General features: G+C 62.6%; 22 protein-coding genes. 12 read left to right on the forward strand and 10 right to left on the reverse strand.

What is annotated here, in order from left to right; all coding sequences use genetic code 11:
* The first annotated feature begins 52 nt into the window (after positions 1-52).
* The 3 genes from NKH19_RS13380 to NKH19_RS13390 all read left to right on the forward strand — a co-directional run bounded on the left by NKH19_RS13380 (position 53) and on the right by NKH19_RS13390 (position 5,711).
* A complete protein-coding gene (locus tag NKH19_RS13380) occupies positions 53-1,630 on the forward strand; it encodes a trimethylamine methyltransferase family protein (RefSeq protein WP_352867531.1) in 1,578 nt (525 codons plus the stop codon).
* Positions 1,631-1,763: 133 nt separating this feature from the next.
* Entirely contained in the window at positions 1,764-4,346 is a 2,583-nt protein-coding gene (locus NKH19_RS13385) for a GcvT family protein (RefSeq protein ID WP_352867530.1), read from the forward strand.
* 9 nt (positions 4,347-4,355) lie between these two features.
* A complete protein-coding gene (locus NKH19_RS13390; protein ID WP_352867528.1) occupies positions 4,356-5,711 on the forward strand; it encodes a M24 family metallopeptidase in 1,356 nt (451 codons plus the stop codon).
* Here NKH19_RS13390 and NKH19_RS13395 read toward each other — a convergent pair.
* Entirely contained in the window at positions 5,676-6,503 is an 828-nt protein-coding gene (locus NKH19_RS13395; protein ID WP_352867527.1) for a phosphate/phosphite/phosphonate ABC transporter substrate-binding protein, read from the reverse strand. The genes NKH19_RS13390 and NKH19_RS13395 overlap by 36 nt on opposite strands.
* Before the next feature lie 83 nt (positions 6,504-6,586).
* On the reverse strand, positions 6,587-7,597 hold the full coding sequence (locus NKH19_RS13400; protein ID WP_352867526.1) for a fatty acid desaturase: 1,011 nt from the start codon (positions 7,595-7,597) through the stop codon (positions 6,587-6,589).
* A gap of 229 nt (positions 7,598-7,826) precedes the next feature.
* Between NKH19_RS13400 and NKH19_RS13405 the strand changes: the two genes are divergently transcribed.
* Complete coding sequence (locus NKH19_RS13405; protein WP_352867524.1) at positions 7,827-8,684, forward strand: helix-turn-helix domain-containing protein; 858 nt, start codon at positions 7,827-7,829, stop codon at positions 8,682-8,684.
* Positions 8,685-8,802: 118 nt separating this feature from the next.
* Positions 8,803-9,825: a betaine--homocysteine S-methyltransferase gene (bmt, locus tag NKH19_RS13410; RefSeq protein WP_352867684.1), complete on the forward strand. Its 1,023-nt coding sequence runs from the start codon at positions 8,803-8,805 to the stop codon at positions 9,823-9,825.
* 14 nt (positions 9,826-9,839) lie between these two features.
* On the opposite strand, the gene NKH19_RS13415 is transcribed toward bmt, so the two are convergent.
* From NKH19_RS13415 to NKH19_RS13425, 3 genes are all read right to left on the reverse strand, one after another.
* Positions 9,840-10,109 (reverse strand): hypothetical protein, encoded by a 270-nt coding sequence (locus NKH19_RS13415; protein ID WP_352867523.1) that lies wholly within the window; start codon positions 10,107-10,109, stop codon positions 9,840-9,842.
* 210 nt (positions 10,110-10,319) lie between these two features.
* A complete protein-coding gene (locus tag NKH19_RS13420; protein ID WP_352867521.1) occupies positions 10,320-12,506 on the reverse strand; it encodes a vWA domain-containing protein in 2,187 nt (728 codons plus the stop codon).
* A gap of 2 nt (positions 12,507-12,508) precedes the next feature.
* A complete protein-coding gene (locus tag NKH19_RS13425) occupies positions 12,509-13,069 on the reverse strand; it encodes an RNA polymerase sigma factor (protein ID WP_352867681.1) in 561 nt (186 codons plus the stop codon).
* 157 nt (positions 13,070-13,226) lie between these two features.
* On the opposite strand from NKH19_RS13425, the gene NKH19_RS13430 reads away from it, so the two are divergent.
* The 6 genes from NKH19_RS13430 to NKH19_RS13455 are packed head-to-tail and all read left to right on the forward strand — an operon-like array spanning position 13,227 to position 15,555.
* Positions 13,227-13,550 (forward strand): ArsR/SmtB family transcription factor, encoded by a 324-nt coding sequence (locus NKH19_RS13430; RefSeq protein WP_023757734.1) that lies wholly within the window; start codon positions 13,227-13,229, stop codon positions 13,548-13,550.
* Positions 13,547-13,957: an SRPBCC family protein gene (locus NKH19_RS13435; protein WP_352867520.1), complete on the forward strand. Its 411-nt coding sequence runs from the start codon at positions 13,547-13,549 to the stop codon at positions 13,955-13,957. The genes NKH19_RS13430 and NKH19_RS13435 overlap by 4 nt, the downstream gene beginning before the upstream one ends.
* A gap of 50 nt (positions 13,958-14,007) precedes the next feature.
* A complete protein-coding gene (locus tag NKH19_RS13440; protein ID WP_352867517.1) occupies positions 14,008-14,229 on the forward strand; it encodes a hypothetical protein in 222 nt (73 codons plus the stop codon).
* A gap of 11 nt (positions 14,230-14,240) precedes the next feature.
* Positions 14,241-14,684 carry a DUF1801 domain-containing protein gene (locus NKH19_RS13445; protein WP_352867516.1) on the forward strand — a complete coding sequence of 148 codons (444 nt, stop codon included), beginning with the start codon at positions 14,241-14,243 and terminating at the stop codon, positions 14,682-14,684.
* 29 nt (positions 14,685-14,713) lie between these two features.
* Positions 14,714-15,106, forward strand: a complete 393-nt coding sequence (locus NKH19_RS13450; protein WP_352867515.1) for a VOC family protein — start codon at positions 14,714-14,716, stop codon at positions 15,104-15,106.
* Positions 15,107-15,147: 41 nt separating this feature from the next.
* Positions 15,148-15,555 carry a DUF1801 domain-containing protein gene (locus NKH19_RS13455; protein WP_352867514.1) on the forward strand — a complete coding sequence of 136 codons (408 nt, stop codon included), beginning with the start codon at positions 15,148-15,150 and terminating at the stop codon, positions 15,553-15,555.
* Between the two features lie 6 nt (positions 15,556-15,561).
* Here the strand turns inward: NKH19_RS13455 and NKH19_RS13460 are convergent, their stop codons facing one another.
* Together NKH19_RS13460 and NKH19_RS13465 are read right to left on the reverse strand one after the other, a co-directional pair.
* Positions 15,562-16,740, reverse strand: a complete 1,179-nt coding sequence (locus tag NKH19_RS13460) for a BaiN/RdsA family NAD(P)/FAD-dependent oxidoreductase (protein ID WP_352982257.1) — start codon at positions 16,738-16,740, stop codon at positions 15,562-15,564.
* 185 nt (positions 16,741-16,925) lie between these two features.
* Positions 16,926-17,513: a TetR/AcrR family transcriptional regulator gene (locus NKH19_RS13465; RefSeq protein WP_352867510.1), complete on the reverse strand. Its 588-nt coding sequence runs from the start codon at positions 17,511-17,513 to the stop codon at positions 16,926-16,928.
* A 140-nt stretch (positions 17,514-17,653) separates the two neighbouring features.
* Here NKH19_RS13465 and NKH19_RS13470 point away from each other — a divergent pair, with 140 nt between their 5' ends.
* On the forward strand, positions 17,654-18,211 hold the full coding sequence (locus tag NKH19_RS13470) for a DUF308 domain-containing protein (protein WP_352867509.1): 558 nt from the start codon (positions 17,654-17,656) through the stop codon (positions 18,209-18,211).
* Positions 18,212-18,388: 177 nt separating this feature from the next.
* Here NKH19_RS13470 and NKH19_RS13475 read toward each other — a convergent pair whose 3' ends face one another.
* From NKH19_RS13475 to NKH19_RS13485, 3 genes are all read right to left on the reverse strand, one after another.
* The gene (locus NKH19_RS13475; protein ID WP_352867507.1) at positions 18,389-19,126 is read right to left on the reverse strand and encodes a dienelactone hydrolase family protein; all 738 of its coding nucleotides are present in this window, start codon (positions 19,124-19,126) and stop codon (positions 18,389-18,391) included.
* Positions 19,127-19,233: 107 nt separating this feature from the next.
* The gene (locus tag NKH19_RS13480; RefSeq protein WP_352867505.1) at positions 19,234-19,923 is read right to left on the reverse strand and encodes a hypothetical protein; all 690 of its coding nucleotides are present in this window, start codon (positions 19,921-19,923) and stop codon (positions 19,234-19,236) included.
* An 89-nt stretch (positions 19,924-20,012) separates the two neighbouring features.
* The gene (locus tag NKH19_RS13485) at positions 20,013-21,587 is read right to left on the reverse strand and encodes a trimethylamine methyltransferase family protein (protein ID WP_352867503.1); all 1,575 of its coding nucleotides are present in this window, start codon (positions 21,585-21,587) and stop codon (positions 20,013-20,015) included.
* Between the last annotated feature and the right edge of the window lie 187 nt (positions 21,588-21,774).

Raw genomic sequence — 21,774 nt, forward strand, 5'->3', positions numbered from 1 at the left:
GACAGCCGCCGGTCCATTATGCCGCCCGCTATCGCATCGTACGAGGACCACCATGACCGCCGCCCTACAACCAGCAGAACCGGCATTGGCCACCGATCGCGCCCGTCGCGGTGGCCGCGCCGGAAAGCGCGCCGGCGGCTCGGCCGCGTTCGAGCAGCCGGCTTTCCGCCAGCTGAAAAACCCGCTGACGCCGACCAGGCTGGTCTCCGACGACGAGCTGGAATCGATCCACCTCGCTTCGTTGCGCGTGCTGCGGGAAATCGGCGTCGACGTGCTGCATGACGAAGCCCGCCGCATCATGAAAGCGCATGGCGCCGACGTGCGCGATGGCAGCGAGCGGGTGCGCTTCGACAGCGACATGATCCTGGAACTGGTGTCGCATTGCCCGTCGGAGTTCACCATCCATGCCCGCAACCCCGCGCACAATGTGCGCTTTGGCGGCAATAATGTGATCATCTCGATGATGGCGTCGGCGCCCAATTGCTCCGACATCGATCGTGGCCGCCGGCCTGGCAATCAGCAGGACTACCGCAATTTCCTCAAGCTCGCGCAGATGCACAATATCCTGAACTGCACGGGCGGCTATCCGGTCGAGCCGACCGATATCCATCCATCCGTCCGCCATCTCGAATGCATCCGCGATCTCAGCGTGCTCACCGACAAGGTGTTCCACATCTATTCGCTCGGCAAGGAGCGCAATGTCGACGGCATCGAGATCGCCAGGATCGCGCGCGGCATCAGCCACGAGCAGCTGCTCGAAGAGCCGTCCGTTTTCACCATCATCAACACCAATTCGCCGCTCAAGCTCGATGTGCCGATGATGGAAGGCATCATCCAGATGTCGAGCAAGGGCCAGGTCGTGGTCGTGACGCCGTTTACCCTATCGGGTGCCATGGCGCCGGTCACCATCGCCGGCGCGCTGGTGCAGCAAAACGCCGAAGCACTTGCCGGCATCGCCTTCGCGCAGATGGTGCGCAAGGGCGCGCCCGTCGGCTATGGAGGCTTCACCTCCAATGTCGACATGAAGTCCGGTTCACCGGCCTTCGGCACGCCGGAATACATGAAGGCGCAGCTCGTTGGTGGCCAGCTTGCCCGCCGCTACAACATACCCTACCGCACCTCCAACACCTGCGCCGCCAACACGGTCGACGCGCAGTCGGCCTACGAAAGCGTGTTCTCGCTGTGGGGCGCCATCCAGGGCGGCGGCAATCTGATGATGCACGCCGCCGGCTGGCTCGAAGGGGGCCTGCGCTGCTCCTACGAGAAGACCATTCTGGACATCGACCTGCTGCAGATGGTGGCCGAATTCCTGACCCCGCTCGACCTTTCCGAGGAGGCGCTCGGCTTCGACGCCATCCAGTCCGTCGGCCCTGGCGGCCATTTCTTCGGCACCCAGCACACGCAGGACCGCTACAAGACCGCCTTCTACTCGCCGATCCTGTCCGACTGGCGCAATTACGAGACCTGGGCGGAAGCCGGCTCGCCGACAGCGCTCGAAAAGGCCAACAAAGTCTGGAAGGAACGGCTTGCGTCCTACGAAGAGCCCTACATGGATCCGGCCATCCGCGAGGAACTCAACGCCTTCGTCGCCAAGCGGCGGTCCGAAGGCGGCGCGCCAACCGATTTTTGATCATTGCCTTGATGAATAGCCGACCCCCACTCCGTCGAGCTTCGCTCGACACCTCTTCCCCGATCGACGGGGTTGAGGAAGGGTGCACACCGCGCCCACTCGATTCAATTCCTTCAAAAACGGACCTATCTTGATGAAATCTCATGTAAAAGCGGTTGTCATCGGCGGCGGCGTCGTTGGCTGCTCGGTTCTCTATCACCTGGCCAAGGCTGGCTGGACCGACATCATGCTGATCGAGCGCTCGGAGCTAACCTCCGGCTCGTCCTGGCACGCGGCGGGCGGCTTCCACACGCTGAACGGCGACCCCAATGTCGCCAAGCTGCAGGCCTATACGGTGCAGCTCTACAAGGAGATCGAGGAAATATCAGGCCAATCCTGCTCGCTTCACCTGACCGGCGGCGTGATGATGGCCGATACGCCGGAACGAATGGACTTCCTGCGCCTTGCCCACGCCAAGGGCCGCTATCTTGGCATGGACACCGAGCTGATCACCCCGTCCGAAGCCAAGGCGATGTTCCCGCTGATGGACGAGACCAATTTCGTCGGTGCCATGTGGGATCCGGTCGAAGGCCATCTCGACCCGTCCGGCACGACCATTGCCTACTCCAAGGCGGCGAAGAAGCTCGGCGCCGAGATCGTGCTGCGCAACCGCGTTGTCGAACTGACGCAGGAGGTCGACGGCACCTGGAATGTCGTCACCGAACAGGGCACGGTGAAGGCCGAGCATGTCGTCAACTGCGGCGGCCTGTGGGCGCGCGAGATCGGCCGCATGGTCGGCGTCGAACTGCCGGTGCTGGCCATGGAGCATATGTATCTCCTGACCGAGCCGATGCCGGAGGTCGAGGAATTCAACAAATCGACCGGGCGCGAAATGATCGGCGTGCTCGACTTCAAGGGCGAGATCTACACCCGCCAGGAGCGCAACGGCATCCTGCTCGGCACCTATGAAAAGGCCTGCAAGCCGTGGTCGCCGATCAACACGCCGTGGGATTTCGGCCACGAACTGCTGCCGCCGGACCTCGACCGCATCGCGCCGTCGCTGGAAATCGGTTTCAAGCATTTCCCCGGCATCGAGAAGGCCGGCATCAAGCAGATCATCAACGGCCCCTTCACCTTCGCGCTCGACGGCAACCCGCTGGTCGGCCCGGTGCAGGGCCTGACCAATTTCTGGTGCGCCTGCGCGGTCATGGCCGGCTTCAGCCAGGGCGGCGGCGTCGGCCTCGCTTTGTCGAACTGGATGGTGCATGGCGATCCCGGCTTCGACGTCTGGGGCATGGATGTCACCCGCTTCGGCGAATGGGCCGGCCTGCGCTACACCAACGCCAAGGTGCGTGAAAACTATTCGCGGCGCTTCTCCATCCGCTTCCCCAATGAGGAACTGCCGGCGGCGCGCCCCGCACAGACGACGCCGCTCTACGACACCATGCTAGCCAACAACGCCGTCATGGGCGACTCCTGGGGCCTCGAGACACCGCTGTGGTTCGCACCGAAAGGCAAGGAGCCCAGGGATATCGTCTCCTTCCATCGCTCCAACTATTTTGGGCCGGTCGGCGAGGAAGTGCGCGCCACGCGGGAGCGCGTCGGCGTCACCGAGATCGCCAACTTCGCCAAATACGAAGTGTCTGGGCTAGCGGCTGAGGATTTCCTCAACCGGTTGATGACCAACCGCATGCCGAAGACCGGCCGCATCGTGCTGACGCCGATGCTCAACGAATTCGGCAAGCTGATCGGCGACTTCACCATCGCCAAGGCCGCCCCCAGGGGTGGAGAAGACCGCTTCATGATCTGGGGTTCGTCGGCCGCGCAGAAATACCACATGCGCTGGTTCGAAAAACATCTGCCGAAGGATGGATCGGTGCGCATCCACCGCTTCGACCAGACATTGGTCGGCCTTTCGATCGCCGGACCGAAATCGCGTGACCTGCTGCAAAAGCTGGTCGACGTCGACATCTCGACAAAAGCCTTCCGCTTCATGGATTTCCGCGAAATGGCGGTCGGCGGCGCACCTTGTCTCGTCAACCGCATCACCTACACGGGCGACCTCGGCTACGAGATCTGGATGGCGCCTGCCTATCAGCGCCTGGTCTACCAGGCGATCAAGGACGCCGGCAAGGAATTCGGTCTCGTCGATTTCGGTATGCGCGCTCTGCTCTCCATGCGCCTGGAAAAGAACTTCCCGACCTGGTTCCGCGAGCTGCGGCCGATCTACGGGCCGTTCGAAGGCGCGATGGACCGCTTCATCAAGCTCGAGAAGAACGATTTCATCGGCCGAGAGGCTGCCGCCAAGGAGCACGCCGAGGGACCGAAACTGCGCCGCGTCTCCTTCATCGTCGATGCAGCCGATGCCGACGTCATGGGCGACGAGCCGATCTGGGCCAAGGTCAGCAAGGACTATGGCACGGTTGAAAAGCCGCATGGCTATGGCGCGCCGCGCTTCGACACGGGCGGCAAGGAGATACGCGGCTCCAAGGCCGCCGAAGGCGCTTCGGCTGTACGTGGCATCGTAGACGGCGACTGGCGCGTGGTCGGCTGGGTTACGTCGGGCGGCTATGCCCACTATGTGCAGAAGTCGATGGCGCAAGGCTATGTACCAGCAGCACTTGCCGAGGACGAAAGTGCCGGACTGTTCGAGATCGAGATCCTCGGACACCGGCGTCCGGCCCGCATCAATGTCGAAGCACCATTCGATCCGAGCGGCGAGAAGATGCGGACCTGAGGTTCGACCATGGACAGCGCGGGGCCAAAGGGCAGCTTTGGCCGGCATCGCAAGATCATGCCGTTCGAGCCGGGCTCGATCGAGGCGCTGCGCGACGCCTCCCGCCAGAAGGCGGCTTCGCTCAACCAGCATGTTCTGGGCTATGGCGCGCAGGCGGAAGCCGAATGGGCCGCGGCGGGCATTGCCGCTCCCGACCTGCCGGCGATGCGAAAATACCGGCTGGAGCGCATCCGCGCCGAGCTGAAGCGCCGCGGCTATGCCGGTGCCCTGCTCTACGACCCCGTCAACATCCGCTACGCCACCGACAGCACCAACATGCAGCTGTGGGTGGCGCACAATCCGACACGGCATTGCTTCGTCGCCACCGACGGACCGGTGATACTGTTCGACTATTTCTCCTGCGAACACCTGTCCGATCATTCCGGCGTCGTCGACGAGGTGCGGCCGGCGGTGTCGTGGATGTATCTCTATAGCGGCGAGCTTACGGAGCAAAAGGTCCGCCGCTGGGCCGCCGGCATCGCCGATCTGGTCAGGGAACATGGCGGCGGAAACAGCCGCATCGCCGTCGATCACATCAACCCTGAAGGCGTCGAGGAACTGGCACGCCTTGGTGTTTCGATCGGCAATGGCGAAGCGGTGATGGAGAATGCGCGGCTGATCAAGTCGCCGGACGAAATCCTCGCCATGCGCCGCGCCATCGTCGCGTGCGAAGCAGCGATGGGCGAGATGGAACAGGCCCTGAAGCCTGGCATTTCCGAAAATGAGCTATGGGCCGAACTGCATCGCGGCAACATCGCGCGCGGCGGCGAATGGATCGAGACCCGGCTGCTGACGTCAGGGCCGCGCACCAATCCATGGTTCCAGGAATGCTCGTCTCGAAAGATCGAGGCCGGTGACCTCGTCGCCTTCGACACCGACCTGATCGGCCCCTACGGCTTCTGCGCCGACCTGTCGCGCACCTGGCTGTGCGGCGACGCAAAACCGTCTGACGAGCAGCGAGAGCTGTTCCGCATCGCCGCCGACCAGATCGCGCACAACACGGCATTGATGCAACCGGGCATCTCGTTCCGCGACCTCGTCGAACGCTCGGCGGTGCCGCCGGGTGACTGCTTCCCGACGCGCTATGGCGTGCTCTATCATGGCGTCGGCCTGGCCGATGAATACCCGACCTTGCCGCATGCCTGCGACTGGACATCAGATACGCCGGACGGCGTGCTGGAACCGGGAATGGTGTTGTGTGTGGAAAGTTACATCGGCAGGCTTGGCGGGCGCGAAGGCGTCAAGATCGAGGAACAGATCCTGATCACCGCGGCCGGCAACGAGCAGCTTTCAACCTATCCGCTTGACGAGCGGCTGCTCGGCTAGGCCGGCAAGGACCTCGCGCAGCGCGGTTACCGTCTTTTCCGGCGTCGTTGCGGCGGTGATGTAGGGCAGGCCCTTGCGCCGTCCCGTCCAGCCAACGACCCTTACTTTCCGAGCTGCCGGCTCGAAGCGCTGCGCCAGCACCCAGCTCTCGCAGTCGATGGCCGCGACATCGGCCTTGCCCTCGGCAATCGCGACGATCGAGGAACGGTGCCCGCCGCTTTCGCTGCGCGAGGCAAAGAGGTCAAGGCTCTCGCCCATTGCCTCCAGGTCGCGCGTCAGTCCGATCAGGCCGGACATGGAATCGAGATTGTTGAAGGTGAAGCGCCTGCCACGGATGCGATCGAGCGGGATCAGCGGGCTGCCGTCATCTGGCGAGGCAACCGACGGCGCGCCATCCGCCAGCATAACGATGGCGCTGGAGTAGAGCTCACCCTGCCCGCCTTCATAGGCGTCGTAGCTCGGCTGGCCGACCACTTGCACATGCCTGGACAGACCTAGTTCCATCGGCCCCCAGCAGGTCTGCGAGAAAAGCAGCGCCGGATGCAGCCACAATTTGAGAAAGTCGAGTTCGTCCGGCGACAATGTCGCCCGATCGGATGCAATCAGTTTTCCCTGGGCATCGTGAATGCCGCCCGGCACCGGCGGCAGGTCACCATTGCGGCGCGCGATGGTTTGCGGCGCGTCGATACCCTTTTGCCGGAAGGCATCGCGCAGCAGCGCCCATTGCGCGTCGACGTCATCGCGCACTTCAGGCCAGTCATACATCGGCAACGCCGCAACCAATTCGCTCATGTCGGAATTCGACCGCTATGCCCGGGATTGAAGGGAACCGACCGCAGCCAGTCTAGCACGCAGCACCTGCCTGCCACAAAAACTCATTCCTTGGGCGGCTCCGCGGGAACCGGCGCACTGCCAAGCCCGCTGATGCTGCGCGCCCTGACGCGTGGCTTGAACGCCCTGCCGGGCTCCGCTTGGCGCCGCAGCACCGGGTGCACGACCGGCTCCTTCGCCTTGAACGCATAGGCTTTGATCAGCGCGAAATAGTTCGGATAGGCATAGCCATTGTTCATCCGCAGCCATTCCTCACGGCGGTCACGAAACAGGTTGGGCAGCTTGTACCAGGCTACTGTCGGGCTCTTGTGGTGGACGAAGTGCAGATTGTTGTTGAGGAACAGGAACGACAGCGGCGAGCGCTCGACGATCACCGTGCGGCCTTCCGGATGTTCCGACCATTGATGCTCGGCGAAAGTACGGATCGAGATCAGCGACTGGCCGAGCCAGACCGGCACCAGAATGTAAAGCCACAGCGGGATGCCGAAGCCGGACTGGACGATCGGCACCACGATGGCAAGGCCGATCGCATGCAACAGCCAGGCCTTGCGGATCGCCTTGTCGCCGGCGATCATCTGCTTGGCGTCGTCGATGAAGAAGCCGATGCAGGACAGCCAGGGGCCGAGCACGAACCGGCCGGCCATGGTGTTGTTGATCTTGAGCACGAATTTCATCGTCGGCGGCAGCTCGTGATGCTGCCACAGCGCCTGGTAATAGCTTTCCGGATCGTCCAGCGGATCGGTCAACCGCTCGTCGGCGTGGTGGCGCAGATGGATGGTCTTGAAGCGGCGGAACGGCCAGACCAGGCCGATCGGCAGGAAGACGAAGGCTTCGTTGACCCGCGCGTTGCGCGTCGGATGTCCGTGCAGCGCTTCGTGCATGATCGAGGATTGCAGCGCGGCGGTGAAGGCGAGGACGGCGAGCGCCAGGATGGGGTAGGATGGCCAGAGCAGGAAACCGGTGGCGAGCCAAGTTGCGTAACAGAAGAAGGCGAGTACCACGGTCGGCCACTCGATGGCCGGTACTCTGTGTCGCCTGATGCTCTTGCTCGTCATGCTATCGACCACTGCCCCTCAGTCGCCGGAGCCCCAATTGGTTCCTGACAGCATTGTGTCAGGAGAATTGATTCCTCTCAACGAGACAAAGTGCACAAACTGTTGCGATTGCGCATTTTTGACCGCACATGTTATACATTGTAAACAGACTTAGGGATTTATTTACGCCTGAGAAGCACGTGAAGACGCTTCAGCGCAAATTTTTCCTCAATCGGACCGGAGCACCGATATGGACAAGCGCGACCTGTCGACCATCTTCCGCGAGCGCCTGAAAATGCTCTTGACACGCTCCGACCTCAACCAGTCGGCCTTCGCGACGGCGGTCGGCATCGACCGCTCGGCGCTGTCGCAGCTGCTGTCGGGCGCCTCGACCCGCCTGCCCCGCGCCGAAACGCTGCTCAATATCGCCGCCGAGTTCAAGGTGTCGCTCGACTGGCTTCTCGGCCTCAGCCAGGATGAGGGCCTCACCGGCGAAATCCGCGAGAGCCTTGAGATCGAGGAGGCACCGGACGGGTTCGACCGCACGCTGCTGGCCAAATGGCACGCCGAGGCCGCCGGCACCAAGATCCGCTACGTGCCCGCCGGCATTCCCGATCTTCTGCGCACCGAGGCGCTGATCGAGTATGAGGCGGGCATCGCCAACAAGAGCCGCCTGGCGCAGGCCGGCGAAACACAATACCGCATCGACTACAACAGGCGGCCGGAAACCGACATGGAAGTCTGCATGCCACGCCACACGCTGGAGATCTTTGCACGCGGGCTGGGCGTCTGGGATCGTTTCCCGGAAGCCGACCGCCGCGCCCAACTCCTGCACATGGCGACGCTGCTCGACGACCTCTATCCAACCTTCCGGCTGTTTCTCTATGACGGGCGGATGCGCTATTCGATCCCCTACACCATCTTCGGACCCTATCGCGCCGCCATCTATGTCGGCGACATGTATCTGGTGCTCAACGCCACCCAGCCGATCCAGACGCTGATCCAGCATTTCGACAATCTGATCCGCGCCGCCGACATCAACGCGCACGAGGCGGCAGGCTTCGCGCACAGACTGGCCGGCATGTCGTTCCCAACAGGCACTGTCTGAGCTTGGGCGATCACGATCCTTTGGGCGGGCGGGGTGCCGCCGCCACTGCTATTTCATTGACTACACATAAAGACTTCTTTATATCCTTATTCGAATTCGAAACATGAAAGCCAATCCGATGACGACCACCAACCCAATCGACGCGCTGCTGGCTGAAAAGGGCGTGCTGCTGGCCGATGGCGCCACCGGCACCAATCTGTTCGCCATGGGTCTGGAGGCCGGTGAGGCACCCGAGCTGCTGAATGAGACGGCGCCCGACACCATCACCAGCCTGCACCAGAATTTCGTCGATGCCGGCGCCGACATCATCCTCACCAACTCGTTCGGCGGCACCCGTCACCGCTTGAAGCTGCACCATGCGCAGGACCGCGCGCATGCGCTGAACAAGCGCGCCGCCGAGCTCGCCCGTGCCGTCGCCGACAAGGCCGGCCGCAAGGTGATCGTCGCCGGCTCGGTCGGCCCGACCGGCGAATTGCTGGTGCCGCTTGGCGCCATGACCTATGACGAGGCGGTCGACGCCTTCGCCGAGCAGATCGAGGGCCTCAAGGCCGGTGGCGCCGAAGTTGCCTGGATCGAGACGATGTCGGCTCCCGACGAGATCCGCGCCGCGGCCGAGGCTGCCATACGCGTCGGCCTCCCCTACACCTACACCGGTTCCTTCGACACCGCCGGCCGCACCATGATGGGCCTGCTGCCGAAGGATATCCACGGCGTCACCGACGGACTTTCGCAGGCACCGCTCGGTGTCGGCGCCAATTGCGGTGTCGGCGCCTCCGATATCCTGGCCTCACTGCTCGATATGACCGAAGCGAAGCCGGAGGCGACGGTTATCGTCAAGGGCAATTGCGGCATTCCCGAATTCCGCGGCACCGAAATCCACTATTCCGGCACGCCCGAACTGATGGCCGACTATGTGCGCCTCGCCGTCGATGGCGGCGCCAAGATTATCGGCGGCTGCTGCGGCACCTCGTTCCAGCACCTTGCCGCGATGCGCAAGGCGCTCGACGCCCACACCAAGGCGGATCGTCCGACTGTTGCCGCGATCGTCGAGCGCATCGGTCCGATGCGCAACAAGGTGGCGACGGAAAACACCGCCGAGACCAGCGAAGCCCGCCGCGAGCGCCGCCGCGGCCGGGCCTGACCCATGGTTTTCGACTATTCGCTGTTGTCGGCGTAGCTCGACTGCGCCGACTTGAAGTCGACCACATTGTCGCCGCGCATCGTCATCAGCGCGCCGGATGAAACCGGATCGGTTATCTGCTCCAGCATGATGCGGAAGCGGTCGTTGGTCAGCGCCGACATGGCGGTGTCGCGCGCCTGCGCGACATCGTCGCTGATGCGCCTTGATTCGGATGATGGGGCTGATGAAACCGCGGAGGCGTCGCGTGCTGGCGGTATCGAGTTGACGATAGTCCTGATCTGCAATTCCGGCTCCTCAAGCCCCGTAGACATGTCCCGTGTAGCAAGGAGGGGGTTGCGATCCAGTACCGGAAATGCGGCGCAATTTAACGACCCGGGAAATTGCAAAAAAGGCCGGCAAGGGAATGAATCCCTCGCCGGCCTGCCTCACCCGCCCGTAGGTCGGCTTCCCCTATCAGAACGATCCCATCTGAAAGAAACCGGCCGTTATCACCACTACCGGTTACCGCCCAGCGCCGAGGCAAGGCGCACAAGCGAGAGGAACTCGGACCTGTACCCAAACGGGTCGGCTCCTCGAGCGGCAGTGGCGATCTCCATGATCTTGTCATAACCGAACTTCGCGGTCGCATCCTCGTCGCGCAGCTTCTGGCCGAAGGCCGCGACCGCGACGGAGAAACGCTGGTCGGTGCTGGCCTGGTCGAACGACGAAATCTCATTGGCCGAGGTCACCGGTGTGGTGATCAGCTTCGAGACGTCCTCGTTGGGCAGCTTGTAGCGGATCTTGACGAAGGCATATTCGTCCGCATTGGCGACACCGCCATTGTTGACCGACGCCTGGCCATAGCGCAGCGGATCGATCTGTTCCCCGCCGCCGCCCTTGGGTGTGATCTCGTAGATCGCGGTGACCGAGTGGCCCGAGCCGATATCGCCGGCATCGACGCGGTCATTGTTGAAATCCTCGCGGTTCAAGGCGCGGGTCTCGTAGCCGATCAAGCGGTATTCGGAGACCTTGTTCGGGTTGAACTCGACCTGGATCTTCACGTCCTTGGCGATGGTGAACAGCGTCGAAGAGGCATCCTCGACCAGCACTTTCTCGGCCTCGGCCAGCGTGTCGATATAGGCGGCGGTGCCGTTGCCGTTCTGGGCAATGGTCTGCATCATCTGGTCGTTCAAATTGCCTCGGCCGAAACCGAACACCGACAGGAAGACACCGGTCTTGCGCTCGCTCTCGATCAGCCGCTTCAGATCATCGTCATCGCTTTGGCCGACATTGAAGTCGCCGTCGGTGGCGAGCATCACCCGGTTGACGCCGTCCTTGACGAAGGATTTCTGCGCCAACCTGTAGGCTTCATTGATACCCGCCTCGCCGGCCGTGCTGCCGCCTGGCCTCAAATTGTCGATGGCACTGAGAATCTTGTCCTTTTCGGACGCCTTAGTCGGCTCCAGGACCGTACCGGCATCACCGGCATAGGTGACGATCGAGATGGTGTCGTCCGCCTTCAGCTTGCTGACCAGCAGCCGGAATGCCGACTTGAGCAGCGGCAGCTTGTCCGGCTCGTCCATCGAGCCCGAGACGTCGATCAGGAAGACCAGATTGGCCTTCGGCTGCTCGGCCGGCTTGACGTCAAATCCCTTGATGGCGACGTGCATCAGCCTGGTGTGCGTGTTCCACGGCGTCGGCATGACGCTGACGGTCGAGTTGAACGGCGTCGAGGCCGAATCCGGCCCCTTCCAGTCATAGGGGAAGTAGTTGATCATCTCCTCGACGCGCACCGTATCGGCCTGAGGCAGGGTGCCCTGTTTCAGCGAACCGCGCACAAAGGAATAGGAAGCCGTGTCGACATCGATCGAGAAGGTCGAGACCGGATCCTCGAGCGCGGCATGCACCGGATTGGTCTTGAAGTCCTCGACGCGGTCGCGGTTTTCCTGTTGCGGCTGCATCTGGTCGGCCGGCAAGGTCGACGGCTGCGGCACCATCAGCTTGGACTCGGCCCCTTGGACGCGACTGGCCCGCGCGGCATGGGGCGCGCTCGGCATTAGGCCAGCACTCTCCCGCGAAACCTCGCCGCTGGGCGCAGGCGCCGGCCTGGGAGCTGGCAAAGTTCCATACTCTGTCTCTTTGCCACTATAGGTCTTTAGGTCAAACCTCGACGACACGGTGGGAGTCGCCGACGCGTTCGGTTGTGCCGCACCGCCGGTAACGGTCGATTCGGATTTCGGCGGCGATGCCGGCGCCACGAGCGCATCGGTGGCATCGCGGCTTTCCACATCGGCGTCGGCCTTCTTGTCCTTCGCCAATTCGGTGGGAGCCGGCTTCGGCTCGGCGGTGGTCGGCTTCAGGGTCGCCGGCTTGTCGGCCAGCGTCTCGCTGATCTTCTCGTCGCCGCCGAATTTAGGCGGCTGCTCCCTCAGCATATGGAAGGTGGCGTATCCGGCGATCGGCAGGGCGACGAGCCCGGCAAGGGCCGGCGTGGCAATGAGTTTCTTTTGCATGATCTCGCTCCAGAGCTTTTGTGCTCGCTCTGTGAGACGAAGCCCGCCAACCGATCCTTGGGTGACGGCAGAAATATTTTCCTGATCATAGGCGCGCAGGGCGGCCTCAAAAGCACGTGCCTTCGCGCTCCCGCCCGGCGCCGGTGCCGCGATGTCGCGCAGTTTCTTGAGTTCGTTGTCGTCGACCATGGTCACACTTCCCCGGCCGTGCGCATCAGCGTCTTCAGCCGTTTCTTCGCTTCATGGATGTGCCAGGAAACCGTCGTCTCCGAGATCGCCATCGCTTCGGCGGCGGACGCGTGGCTCAACCCTTCGCCATAGACCAAAAGCACCGCGTCACGCTGCTTATCCGGCAATTGCCGAACCGCTGCCCATAGGGCGTCGGCCGGGTCTTCCGGTTCGGCCGACGCATCGCCCGTGATCAGCGCATGGATGCCGTAGGCCTCGGTCTTGACCGTCTCACGCGCGGTCTTTCGCATCGTGTCTCGCGCGGCGTTCATCGTCACGGAATAGAGCCATGTCGTGAAGGCGCCGCCGCCGCGATAGTCGCGGATCGCCTTGCCGAGCCGGACGCAGACCTCCTGGGCGATGTCTTCGGCGTCCGCCTTCCTGCCGCACCATCGATAGGCGGCCCGATAGACAAAGTCGTAATGGCGCTCCAGCAATGTGCTGAAGGCCCCCCTGTCTCCGCCCTTCGCCCGCCCGATCAATTCGGCGTCGGAGGCTTCGCTCTCATCCAGCATCATCGCCATCATTTGCCTGTTGGACGAAGGCTAATGGCTAATCCTTGGGGTAATGGAAAGATTTTTTCGGAAACGGCCGGATCGTGACCATCAACGCCCCTGCTTGACACATCCATATCTCGGTGGTTATACGTTAAACCAATAGCCGCCGGGTTATCGATCCCAAATGACGAACGCTCACGATGTCCTCTTCAGAACGCTCTCCGATCCGACGCGTCGTGCGATCTTCGAGCGCTTGTGCCGCGAGGGCGAACAGACGGTGGGAGCGTTGACGGCTCAATCCGGGGTCTCGCAGCCCGCGGTGTCGAAGCATCTCGGTCTTCTCAGGCAGGCCGGACTGGTGCGCGATCGCCATGAAGGACGGCAGACCCATTACAGCGCCCAGCTCGCAGCACTTTCCCCACTAACCGACTGGACGAACCAGATGAACGCGTTCTGGCAGAGCCGGTTCGACGACCTCGAAAATTTGCTCAAAAGAATGGACCAATGACCAGCACAGCGACCGAAACGCGCTCCGTCATCGTCGAACGTGATATCCCCTATCCGCCGGAGAAGATCTGGCGCGCCCTCACCCAACCGCATCTGATCGAGGAGTGGCTGATGAAGAACAACTTCAAGCCAGTCGTGGACCACCGTTTCAATCTCAGCGCCGACTGGGGCGGCGTCGACTGTCGGGTCCAGACGGTCGAGCCCAACAAGACGCTATCCTACACCTGGGATACCAAGGATCTCGAGAGCGTGGTCACCTGGACGCTCACCGCTACGAGCACGGGGACCCATCTGCGCATGGAGCAGACGGGCTTCCGGTCGGACCAGCAGCCCTACTTCCGCGGCGCCACCGTCGGCTGGCAGAGGTTCCTCGCTGCCCTGGAGGATGTCCTGGCGCGGCTGGATTGAAAGCCGCCGGCAAGCGGATCGCTGGGTCCGCTTCGGCCCGTTGACAGGAGGTGCCATTGGACAAGTGGATTCGGCAAATTCATCGCTGGCTGTCGATCATCTTTACGCTGACCGTCATCGCCAACTTCGTCACCATGGCATTCGGGCAGCCTCCCGCCTGGGTGGTCTACTCTCCGCTGTTACCGCTCGTCCTGCTGCTGTTCAGCGGCCTGTACATGTTCGTGCTGCCCTATGCCACCAAGGGACGCGACGCGCAGCGCGCGGACGGATAGGTGTGGGCAGAATGGCCAAGACGCTGGGACAATCCATCAAGGCCAAGGCTGCACCGGTGCTGCTCTCGGGCGGCAACCCGCAAATCGCCAAGGGCGACGGCGACGCCCCCGTGCAGGCATACATCGCCGCAATGCCAGGCTGGAAGCGCGATCTCGGCGAGCGCCTCGACGCGCTCATCCAGCGCAGCGTGCCTGACGTGCGCAAGGCCGTGAGATGGAATTCGCCGTTCTACGGCATCGAAGGCCAAGGCTGGTTCGTGACGTTTCATGTCTTCACCCACTACGTGAAGGTGACCTTCTTCAGCGGCATGTCGTTGCGGCCGATCCCACCCGGCGGCACGGCGAAGAGCAAGGATGTGCGCTGGATCGACATCCGCGAAGACGACCAGTTCGACGAGGCGCGGATGGCGGACTGGGTGAAGCAGGCCGCCGCCCTGCCCGGCTGGGTCCCGTAGCGACCGAATACGACAGAGGAGAAATAGCCATGAAGATCAAGCTGACCAGTGTGCACGTGGACAACCAGGAGAACGCACTGCGCTTCTATACCGACGTGCTCGGCTTCACCAAGAAGGCCGATTTCAGCAATGGACCCTATCGCTGGCTGACCGTGACCTCGGCCGAAGAGCCTGACGGGACCGAGCTGCAGCTCGCCCTCAACGACAACCCGGCGGCCAAGGCTTATCAGGAAGCCATCTTCAAGCAGGGGCAGCCCGCGGTTATGTTCTTCACCGACGACGTCAAGGGCGACTACGAGCGCATCAAGGCCAAGGGCGGCGCGTTCACCATGCCGCCGACCGAGGTAACCGGCTCGACCATCGCTCAGCTGAACGACAGCTGCGGCAACCTCGTTCAGATCACCCAGCTGGCGCGCTGGTAAAGGACGGCGGTTGAACGCGTCGAGGCACAGGAAGGCACCCAATGAACCCATCCGAACAGATCGACCAGCTGATCGCCGGCCTCAAGGACTGGCGCGCCGAGACGCTCACCGGCATCCGCAAGACCATTCTTGCAGCCGACCCGGACATCGTCGAGGAGTGGAAGTGGATGGGCAGCCCGGTATGGTGCCTGGACGGGAACATCGTCGTCGGCAATGCCCACAAGGACAAGGTGAAGCTCACCTTTTTCCATGGCGCCAGCCTGCCCGATCCCGACAAGCTGTTCAACAACGGTTTTGGCGGCAAGGTGTGGCGGGCAATCGATATCCTTGAGGGCGACAAGCTCGATGAGGGCGCCCTGAAAGACCTTGTCCGGGCCGCCATCGACTACAACCGGGCCAAAAAGAAGAAGAAAGCGCCGGCGGGTGCTCGGGCGAAGGCGCAGAAGTAACGGGTCCTAGGCAGCCTGGCCCGCCACCCATCCCGACGACCATGCCCACTGGAAATTATAGCCACCCAGCCAACCTGTGACATCGACGACTTCGCCTATGAAGAACAGGCCCGGCACGGATCTGGCCTGCATCGTCTTCTGGTCCAGTCCGTTGGTGTCGACCCCGCCCAGCGTCACTTCGGCGGTGCGGTAGCCCTCTGAACCGGCCGGCTTGATACGCCAGTCATTGATCGCGGCGGCGACGGTCTTGATCTGGGCATCGGAAAGATCGGCGAGGTTGCTCTCGATCCCGGTTCGTTCAGTGATCGATTGGGCAAGCCGCTTCGGCAGATGATTTGCCAGCACCGTCTGCACCGCCTGCCGTCCATTGCCGCGCTTGGCGGCACGAATGAGGTCCGCCACATCCACCCCCGGCAGCATGGCGATGCGGATTTCATCGCCCTCGCGCCAATAGGACGAGATTTGCAGGATGGACGGTCCGCTGACGCCGCGATGCGTGAACAGCATCGCTTCGGAAAACCGCGTCTTGCCGCAAGCGACTTCCGCGTCGACGGCGTTGCCGGCCAGGGGCGCCAGCCGTTCGAGCGTGTTGGCGTCGAATGTCAGCGGCACCAGCGCCGGCCGCGTTTCGACAATGGCTAGGCCGAACCGTTCGGCAAGCTCATAGCCGAAACCGGTCGCCCCCATCTTGGGGATCGACTTGCCGCCGCAGGCCACAACAACGGACTGGCAAGTGACCGTGCCGGTGGAGAGGGTGAGCACAAACCCCTCGGCCGTTTTGCGGACATCCGCAACGCTGGTCAACAGGGCCAGCTCCACGCCCCTGCCCTGCATTTCCGAGACCAGCATGTCGATGACCTGGCGGGCGGAGCCGTCGCAGAACAATTGCCCCAGCGCCTTCTCGTGGTAGGCGATGCGATTGCGTTGGACGAGCGCGATGAAATCGCGCTGCGTGTAACGGCTGAGCGCCGAAATGCAGAAATGCGGATTGCCTGAGAGAAAATTCTTCGGGCTGGCGTGGATGTTGGTGAAGTTGCACCGGCCACCGCCCGAGATGCGGATCTTTTCGCCCGGCATCGCCGCGTGATCGAGGATCAACACCGAACGGCCACGCTTGGCCGCCTCCACGGCGCACATCATTCCGGCGGCACCCGCGCCGATGATCACGACATCATAGAATTGCATCAGGCTATTCGTTCCCGCTCGACCCGCTCATCCGGGGCCGCGCCATTTGTGCTGCCTGATACCGCGAACGGGACGGCAGCCAACAGGCAAGAATAGCCGCGGAGAGGTTTGGGGGACAGGAACCAAGCGAAGACCGGACGTCGGCTTTCGACCTGAGCAGTTGACCACTTTGGCCTGACAGTTCTCTAGCAATCCTGTCCCAGCAGTTTGGTGATCTGGGGCGTAACGATTTTGGTGAACAGCCCGGGATCGCTGAAAGCCCTCGCAGAGAGCATGGCCCCATGAACCGATGCCATCAACATTTGGGCCTCCTCCTCCGGCCGGTTGTTCAACCGGAACAAGCCCTGCTCCACTCCAGCCCGCAGCACCGACGTAAGCCATCTCGCCAGGTTATGGAAATGAGCACGAATGCGCGATGCGACCTCTTCCGGCAGCATCTGCATCTCGCCAGCGAGCATCGCGCAGACGCAAAATGACGGCGAGGCATCGCGAATGCATGTCTGCCAGTAGTTCAGATAGGATCGCAGTTGTTCTGCAGGGCTTGAGAACTGCTTCCGGACAGATTCCAAACCGGATTCAGCCTGCCGCTTGTAGCGATCCACCAGCACCGAGACCAGTTCGGCCTTCGTCGGAAAGTGATGGTGGATGCTCGCCTTCCTGATGCCGATCGCAGCCGAGATATCGGCATAGCTGAACCCGTTATAGCCGCCTGCGACGATGAGCGACTGCGCGATGTCGAGAATTTTTTCGGACGTCGAAGTCTTTGATTCCATACCTTCGCCTACCTTCTGGTAGGAAGATTGTCAAGTATGTGCATCGCTCCTGCTTCTCACGAAGAGGTGTCCGAGCGCCGGGTTGACTCATGGGAAGATGCCTCCCTACTGGTAGGTAGACAACAACAAGGAGCCTGCCAATGCAAAGCCAATCTTCGACCCGGCCCAACTGGTTGCGATCCTATTATTTCGGACGCGCTATATTCTCTATCGCCTGGATTGCTGCCGCCATTCTCTTCAGCGGGCGACCCGGTCCCGCCGCGTTTCTGCTCGTGATCTACCCGGCATGGGACGCGTTCGCCAACCTGGTTGACGTCAGGGTAAATGGCGGCCTGAAAGCCAACTCGTCTCAAGCATTGAATGTCGTGGTCAGCCTGATAACGGCGCTCGCCGTCATCGTGGCGATCCGCAACGGCATGTATGCCGTTCTGGCCGTGTTCGGGGTTTGGGCGATCCTCTCGGGCCTGCTGCAGCTGAATACGGGACTAAGGCGTTGGCGCTACTATGGCGCGCAATGGGCGATGATCCTGAGTGGTGCGCAATCGGCCCTCGCCGGCGGCTTCATGATCAGCCTATCCCTCGGCACTGTTGCGCCGACGATTCTAGACATCGCCCCCTATGCTGGGTTCGGCGCGTTCTACTTTCTGCTTTCCGCCATTTGGCTTGTCGTCGCAGCCTATCGCAAGGCAGGCGCATAGGCGCTGCCTGTCCGGCGGTGGCAAAGTGAAAGTCATTTTGCCGCCGCAGCAGCGACAGCATCACTCATTCCCCGCAAGCACCCAGCAATCTCACCGTGCGAACGGGTGCGCACGCCTTCTTCAGCGCGATGTGTATCGCCACGAGTCATCCTCTGGCCTGGCAAACGAGTCCTGACCTCAGATCAGTGTCTCGGCGAAAAGCGTCGTCAATCGCTTCCAGTGGCGCTCGGCGCCCGCGGCATTGAAAACGCTGTGGTCTGGCACGCACCAGCCATGCGCCACACCGACATAGTTTTCGATGACGTGGTCGACTTCCGCAACTCTGAGCGCCTCGGCCAGCCGCGCCGATTGTTCCGGCGGAAAACTTCTGTCGACACCGGAAGTGCCGACATAAACGCGCGCCTGGATGGACGCTGCCTTGCGGTGCGGGCTGTCGGCGGCGTCGCTGGCCAAATTGCCGCCATGGAAACTCGCGGCTGCCTTTATCCTGTCTGGATAGGTCGCGGCGGCATTCAATGCCCGGCCGCCACCCATGCAATAACCGACCGTGCCGACCGGTCCGGTGACGCCCTCGGCAGCGAGAGCGTCGAGGAAAGCATCGCTGTCGCTGATGGTCATCTCCTGCGTCGTGCCGCTGACCAGCGCCGTCAGCGCCGCCTTGGTCTTTTCCTCGACGAAGGCGGTCTTGGCGTCGAACGGCCGGTAAGGCGCATTGCGGTAGAACAGGTCCGGCACCAGCACCGTATAACCTTCATTCGCCAGCCGCTCGGCCATGCTGTCGAGCGCCGGCCGCGGACCGAAAGCGTCCTGATAAAGAATGACGCCGGCCTTGGTCGAAGATGCCTTTGCCGAGCGGAAAAGCCCCGCCTTGGCAACGCCATCCCTGGTCTCGATGTGAAGCTGTTGTTTCGTCATCGCCCGGCTCCGTTCGTCAGATGCGCGATACATATCCGGCCGAACCGATACGGCAAGGCGTTCCCTGAACCCGGCGGTCAACATTTCGTGCAGGATTGCGTGTCGGTTTACAGTCCCGCGAATGCCGCCATGTGAAACGCCTGGACCTCCGGCGGATAGCGATAGGTTGTGCCATAGGGACAGGCGTTTCGATCGAGGCAGCCGCCGCTGCGGCACGGTTCGCCGTCCGTTCCCCGCACATGCGCAAGACAGCCCTGATAGGCAAATCCTTGCGCGGAATAGGCGTAGACTGGGCAAGATTTCAGGCATGGTTTCTCGACACAGGTATCGCAAAGGTGAGGCGCTGCCTCGGCGGCGCGAACCGGAAGCGTGTCCTCGAACAGCAGTGCACCGCGATAGGCGTGCCACAGCCCGTATCGCGGATGCATGAGGATGCCGAGCGGTGACGGCCTCAGCCCCTCCGCCCGCATCGCCCATTGCTGGAACGGCAGATAGGGCTTGTCCGATGGCGAAACGGCCCGCGCCCCGAATGCCTCCGCCACGGCACCGATCACTTCGCGCGACCACGTGTCGAGCGGATTGGCGATGCTCCGTGGTTGCTTTTCCCGCCAGCGCAGGAAATGCGGCCAGGGCGCGGCACCCCCCTGCCCCACCAGCAGGACGGCTCTGGCCGGCGCGCCCGATGATCCAGTTGGCGACGCTTCGCCGGGCGCGAAATTGAAACCGCCGCGAAGGACAAGGCCGTTGGCGAGAAGCGCCGCAGAGATGCGGTCAACGCTGCAGGCAGGCGCAATCATTCCTTCTTGACCGGATCGGAGAACGCGCTCCGCCAGACTTCCTTGTGGATGATGCTGGCGACTTTAGCCCCGCCTGACTCGGGCTCCTTTCAAGTGAAGGCGTCGGGCATCGACCCCTTCTTCCTGGCGATGAAGTCCTTCAAGGCCTCGTCGATGCTCGGATCGAGATGCGGCGCCTCGTAGCTCTCCAGCCAGCGGCGGGCAAGCTCGTTGGCGCGCTGCGGCGCGGTCTTCTCGCCTTCGGCCAGCCACTGCTCGTAGGAATTGTTGTCGGCGATGTTGGAGCGGTAGAAAGCGGTCTGGAAATTCGCCTGGGTGTGGTCGCAGCCGAGATAGTGGCTGCCCGGACCGACCTGGCGTATGGCATCCATCGCCTGGCCGTTTTCCGATAGATCGACCCCCTCGGAGAATTTCTGCGTCATGCCGAGCTGGTCGATGTCCATCATGAATTTTTCGTAGCAGGACGCCAGCCCGCCCTCGAGCCAGCCGGCCGAATGCAGCACGAAATTGGTGCCGGCCAGGATGGTCGAGTTCAGCGTGTTGGCGCTTTCATAGGCCGCCTGAGCATCCGGGACCTTGGACGCGCAGAGCGAGCCGCCGGTACGGAACGGCAGGCCGAGACGGCGCGCCAGCTGTGCCGCGCCATAGGAAACCAGCGACGGCTCCGGTGTGCCGAAGGTCGGCGCGCCCGACTGCATGGAGATGGACGAGGCGAAGGTGCCGAACAGCACCGGCGCGCCCGGCCGGATCAGCTGCGTGAACGAAGCGCCGGCCAGCACCTCGGCCAGAACCTGCGTCAGCGTGCCGGCCACCGTCACCGGGCTCATCGCGCCGGCAAGGATGAACGGCGTGACGATGCAGGCCTGGTTGTGGCGCGCATAGACTTTCAGCGCGCCGAGCATGGTCTCGTCGAACACCATCGGCGAGTTGGCGTTGATCAGGCTGGTCAGCACCGTGTTGTTCTCGACGAAATCGTCGCCGAACACGATCTTGGCCATGGCGACAGTGTCTTCGGCACGCTCCGGCGCGGTCACCGAGCCCATGAACGGCTTGTCGGAATATTTGATGTGGCTGTAGATCATGTCGAGATGGCGCTTGTTGACCGGCACGTCGACCGGCTCGCACACAGTGCCGCCCGAATGGTGGATCGACGGCGCCATATAGGCGAGCTTCACGAAATTCCGGAAATCCTCGATCGTCGCGTAACGCCTGACACCATCGAGGTCACGCACGAAGGGCGGACCGTAGACCGGCGCGAAGACCGTGGCATTGCCGCCGATCTGCACCGAGCGCTCGGAATTGCGGGCATGCTGGGTGTAGACGGACGGCGCGGTCTTGAGCAGCGAACGGCAAAGCCCCTTCGGAAAGTGCACGCGCTCGCCCTTGACGTCGGCGCCGGCCTCTTTCCACAGCTGCAGCGCTTCCGCGTCATCACGGAAGATGATGCCGATCTCCTCGAGCACCGTGTCGGTGTTCTTCTCGATCAGCGCCAGGCCTTCCTCGTCCAGCACCTCATAGACGTTGATCTTGCGCTTGATATAGGTGAGCTGCGTGCCCGGGCCACCGCCCGAACGTGCTGCCCGCCGGGCAGCGGCTCCGCCGCTGGCGCCGCGCCCACGTCGCGCGTTTGACGCTTCCTGATCGACTGCCGCGTGTTCGCTCATGGTGATTCTTCCCTGAATCTGTTCTTGTCTGGAATCCATAGCGGCTGCCTCTCGCCGCTTCTTGCCAGATCGTAGCCATGCACCCTATTCGAAACGGCCCGCCAGCGCCAACGCCTGTCGCAAAATCGACAAGAATTCCTAGAGAGTTGCGGTCGCTTTCCTTTTGCGGGAAGTCGCAAATCAGCTA

The sequence above is a fragment of the Mesorhizobium sp. M1338 genome (assembly GCF_040318045.1).
Taxonomy (GTDB): Bacteria; Pseudomonadota; Alphaproteobacteria; order Rhizobiales; family Rhizobiaceae; genus Mesorhizobium.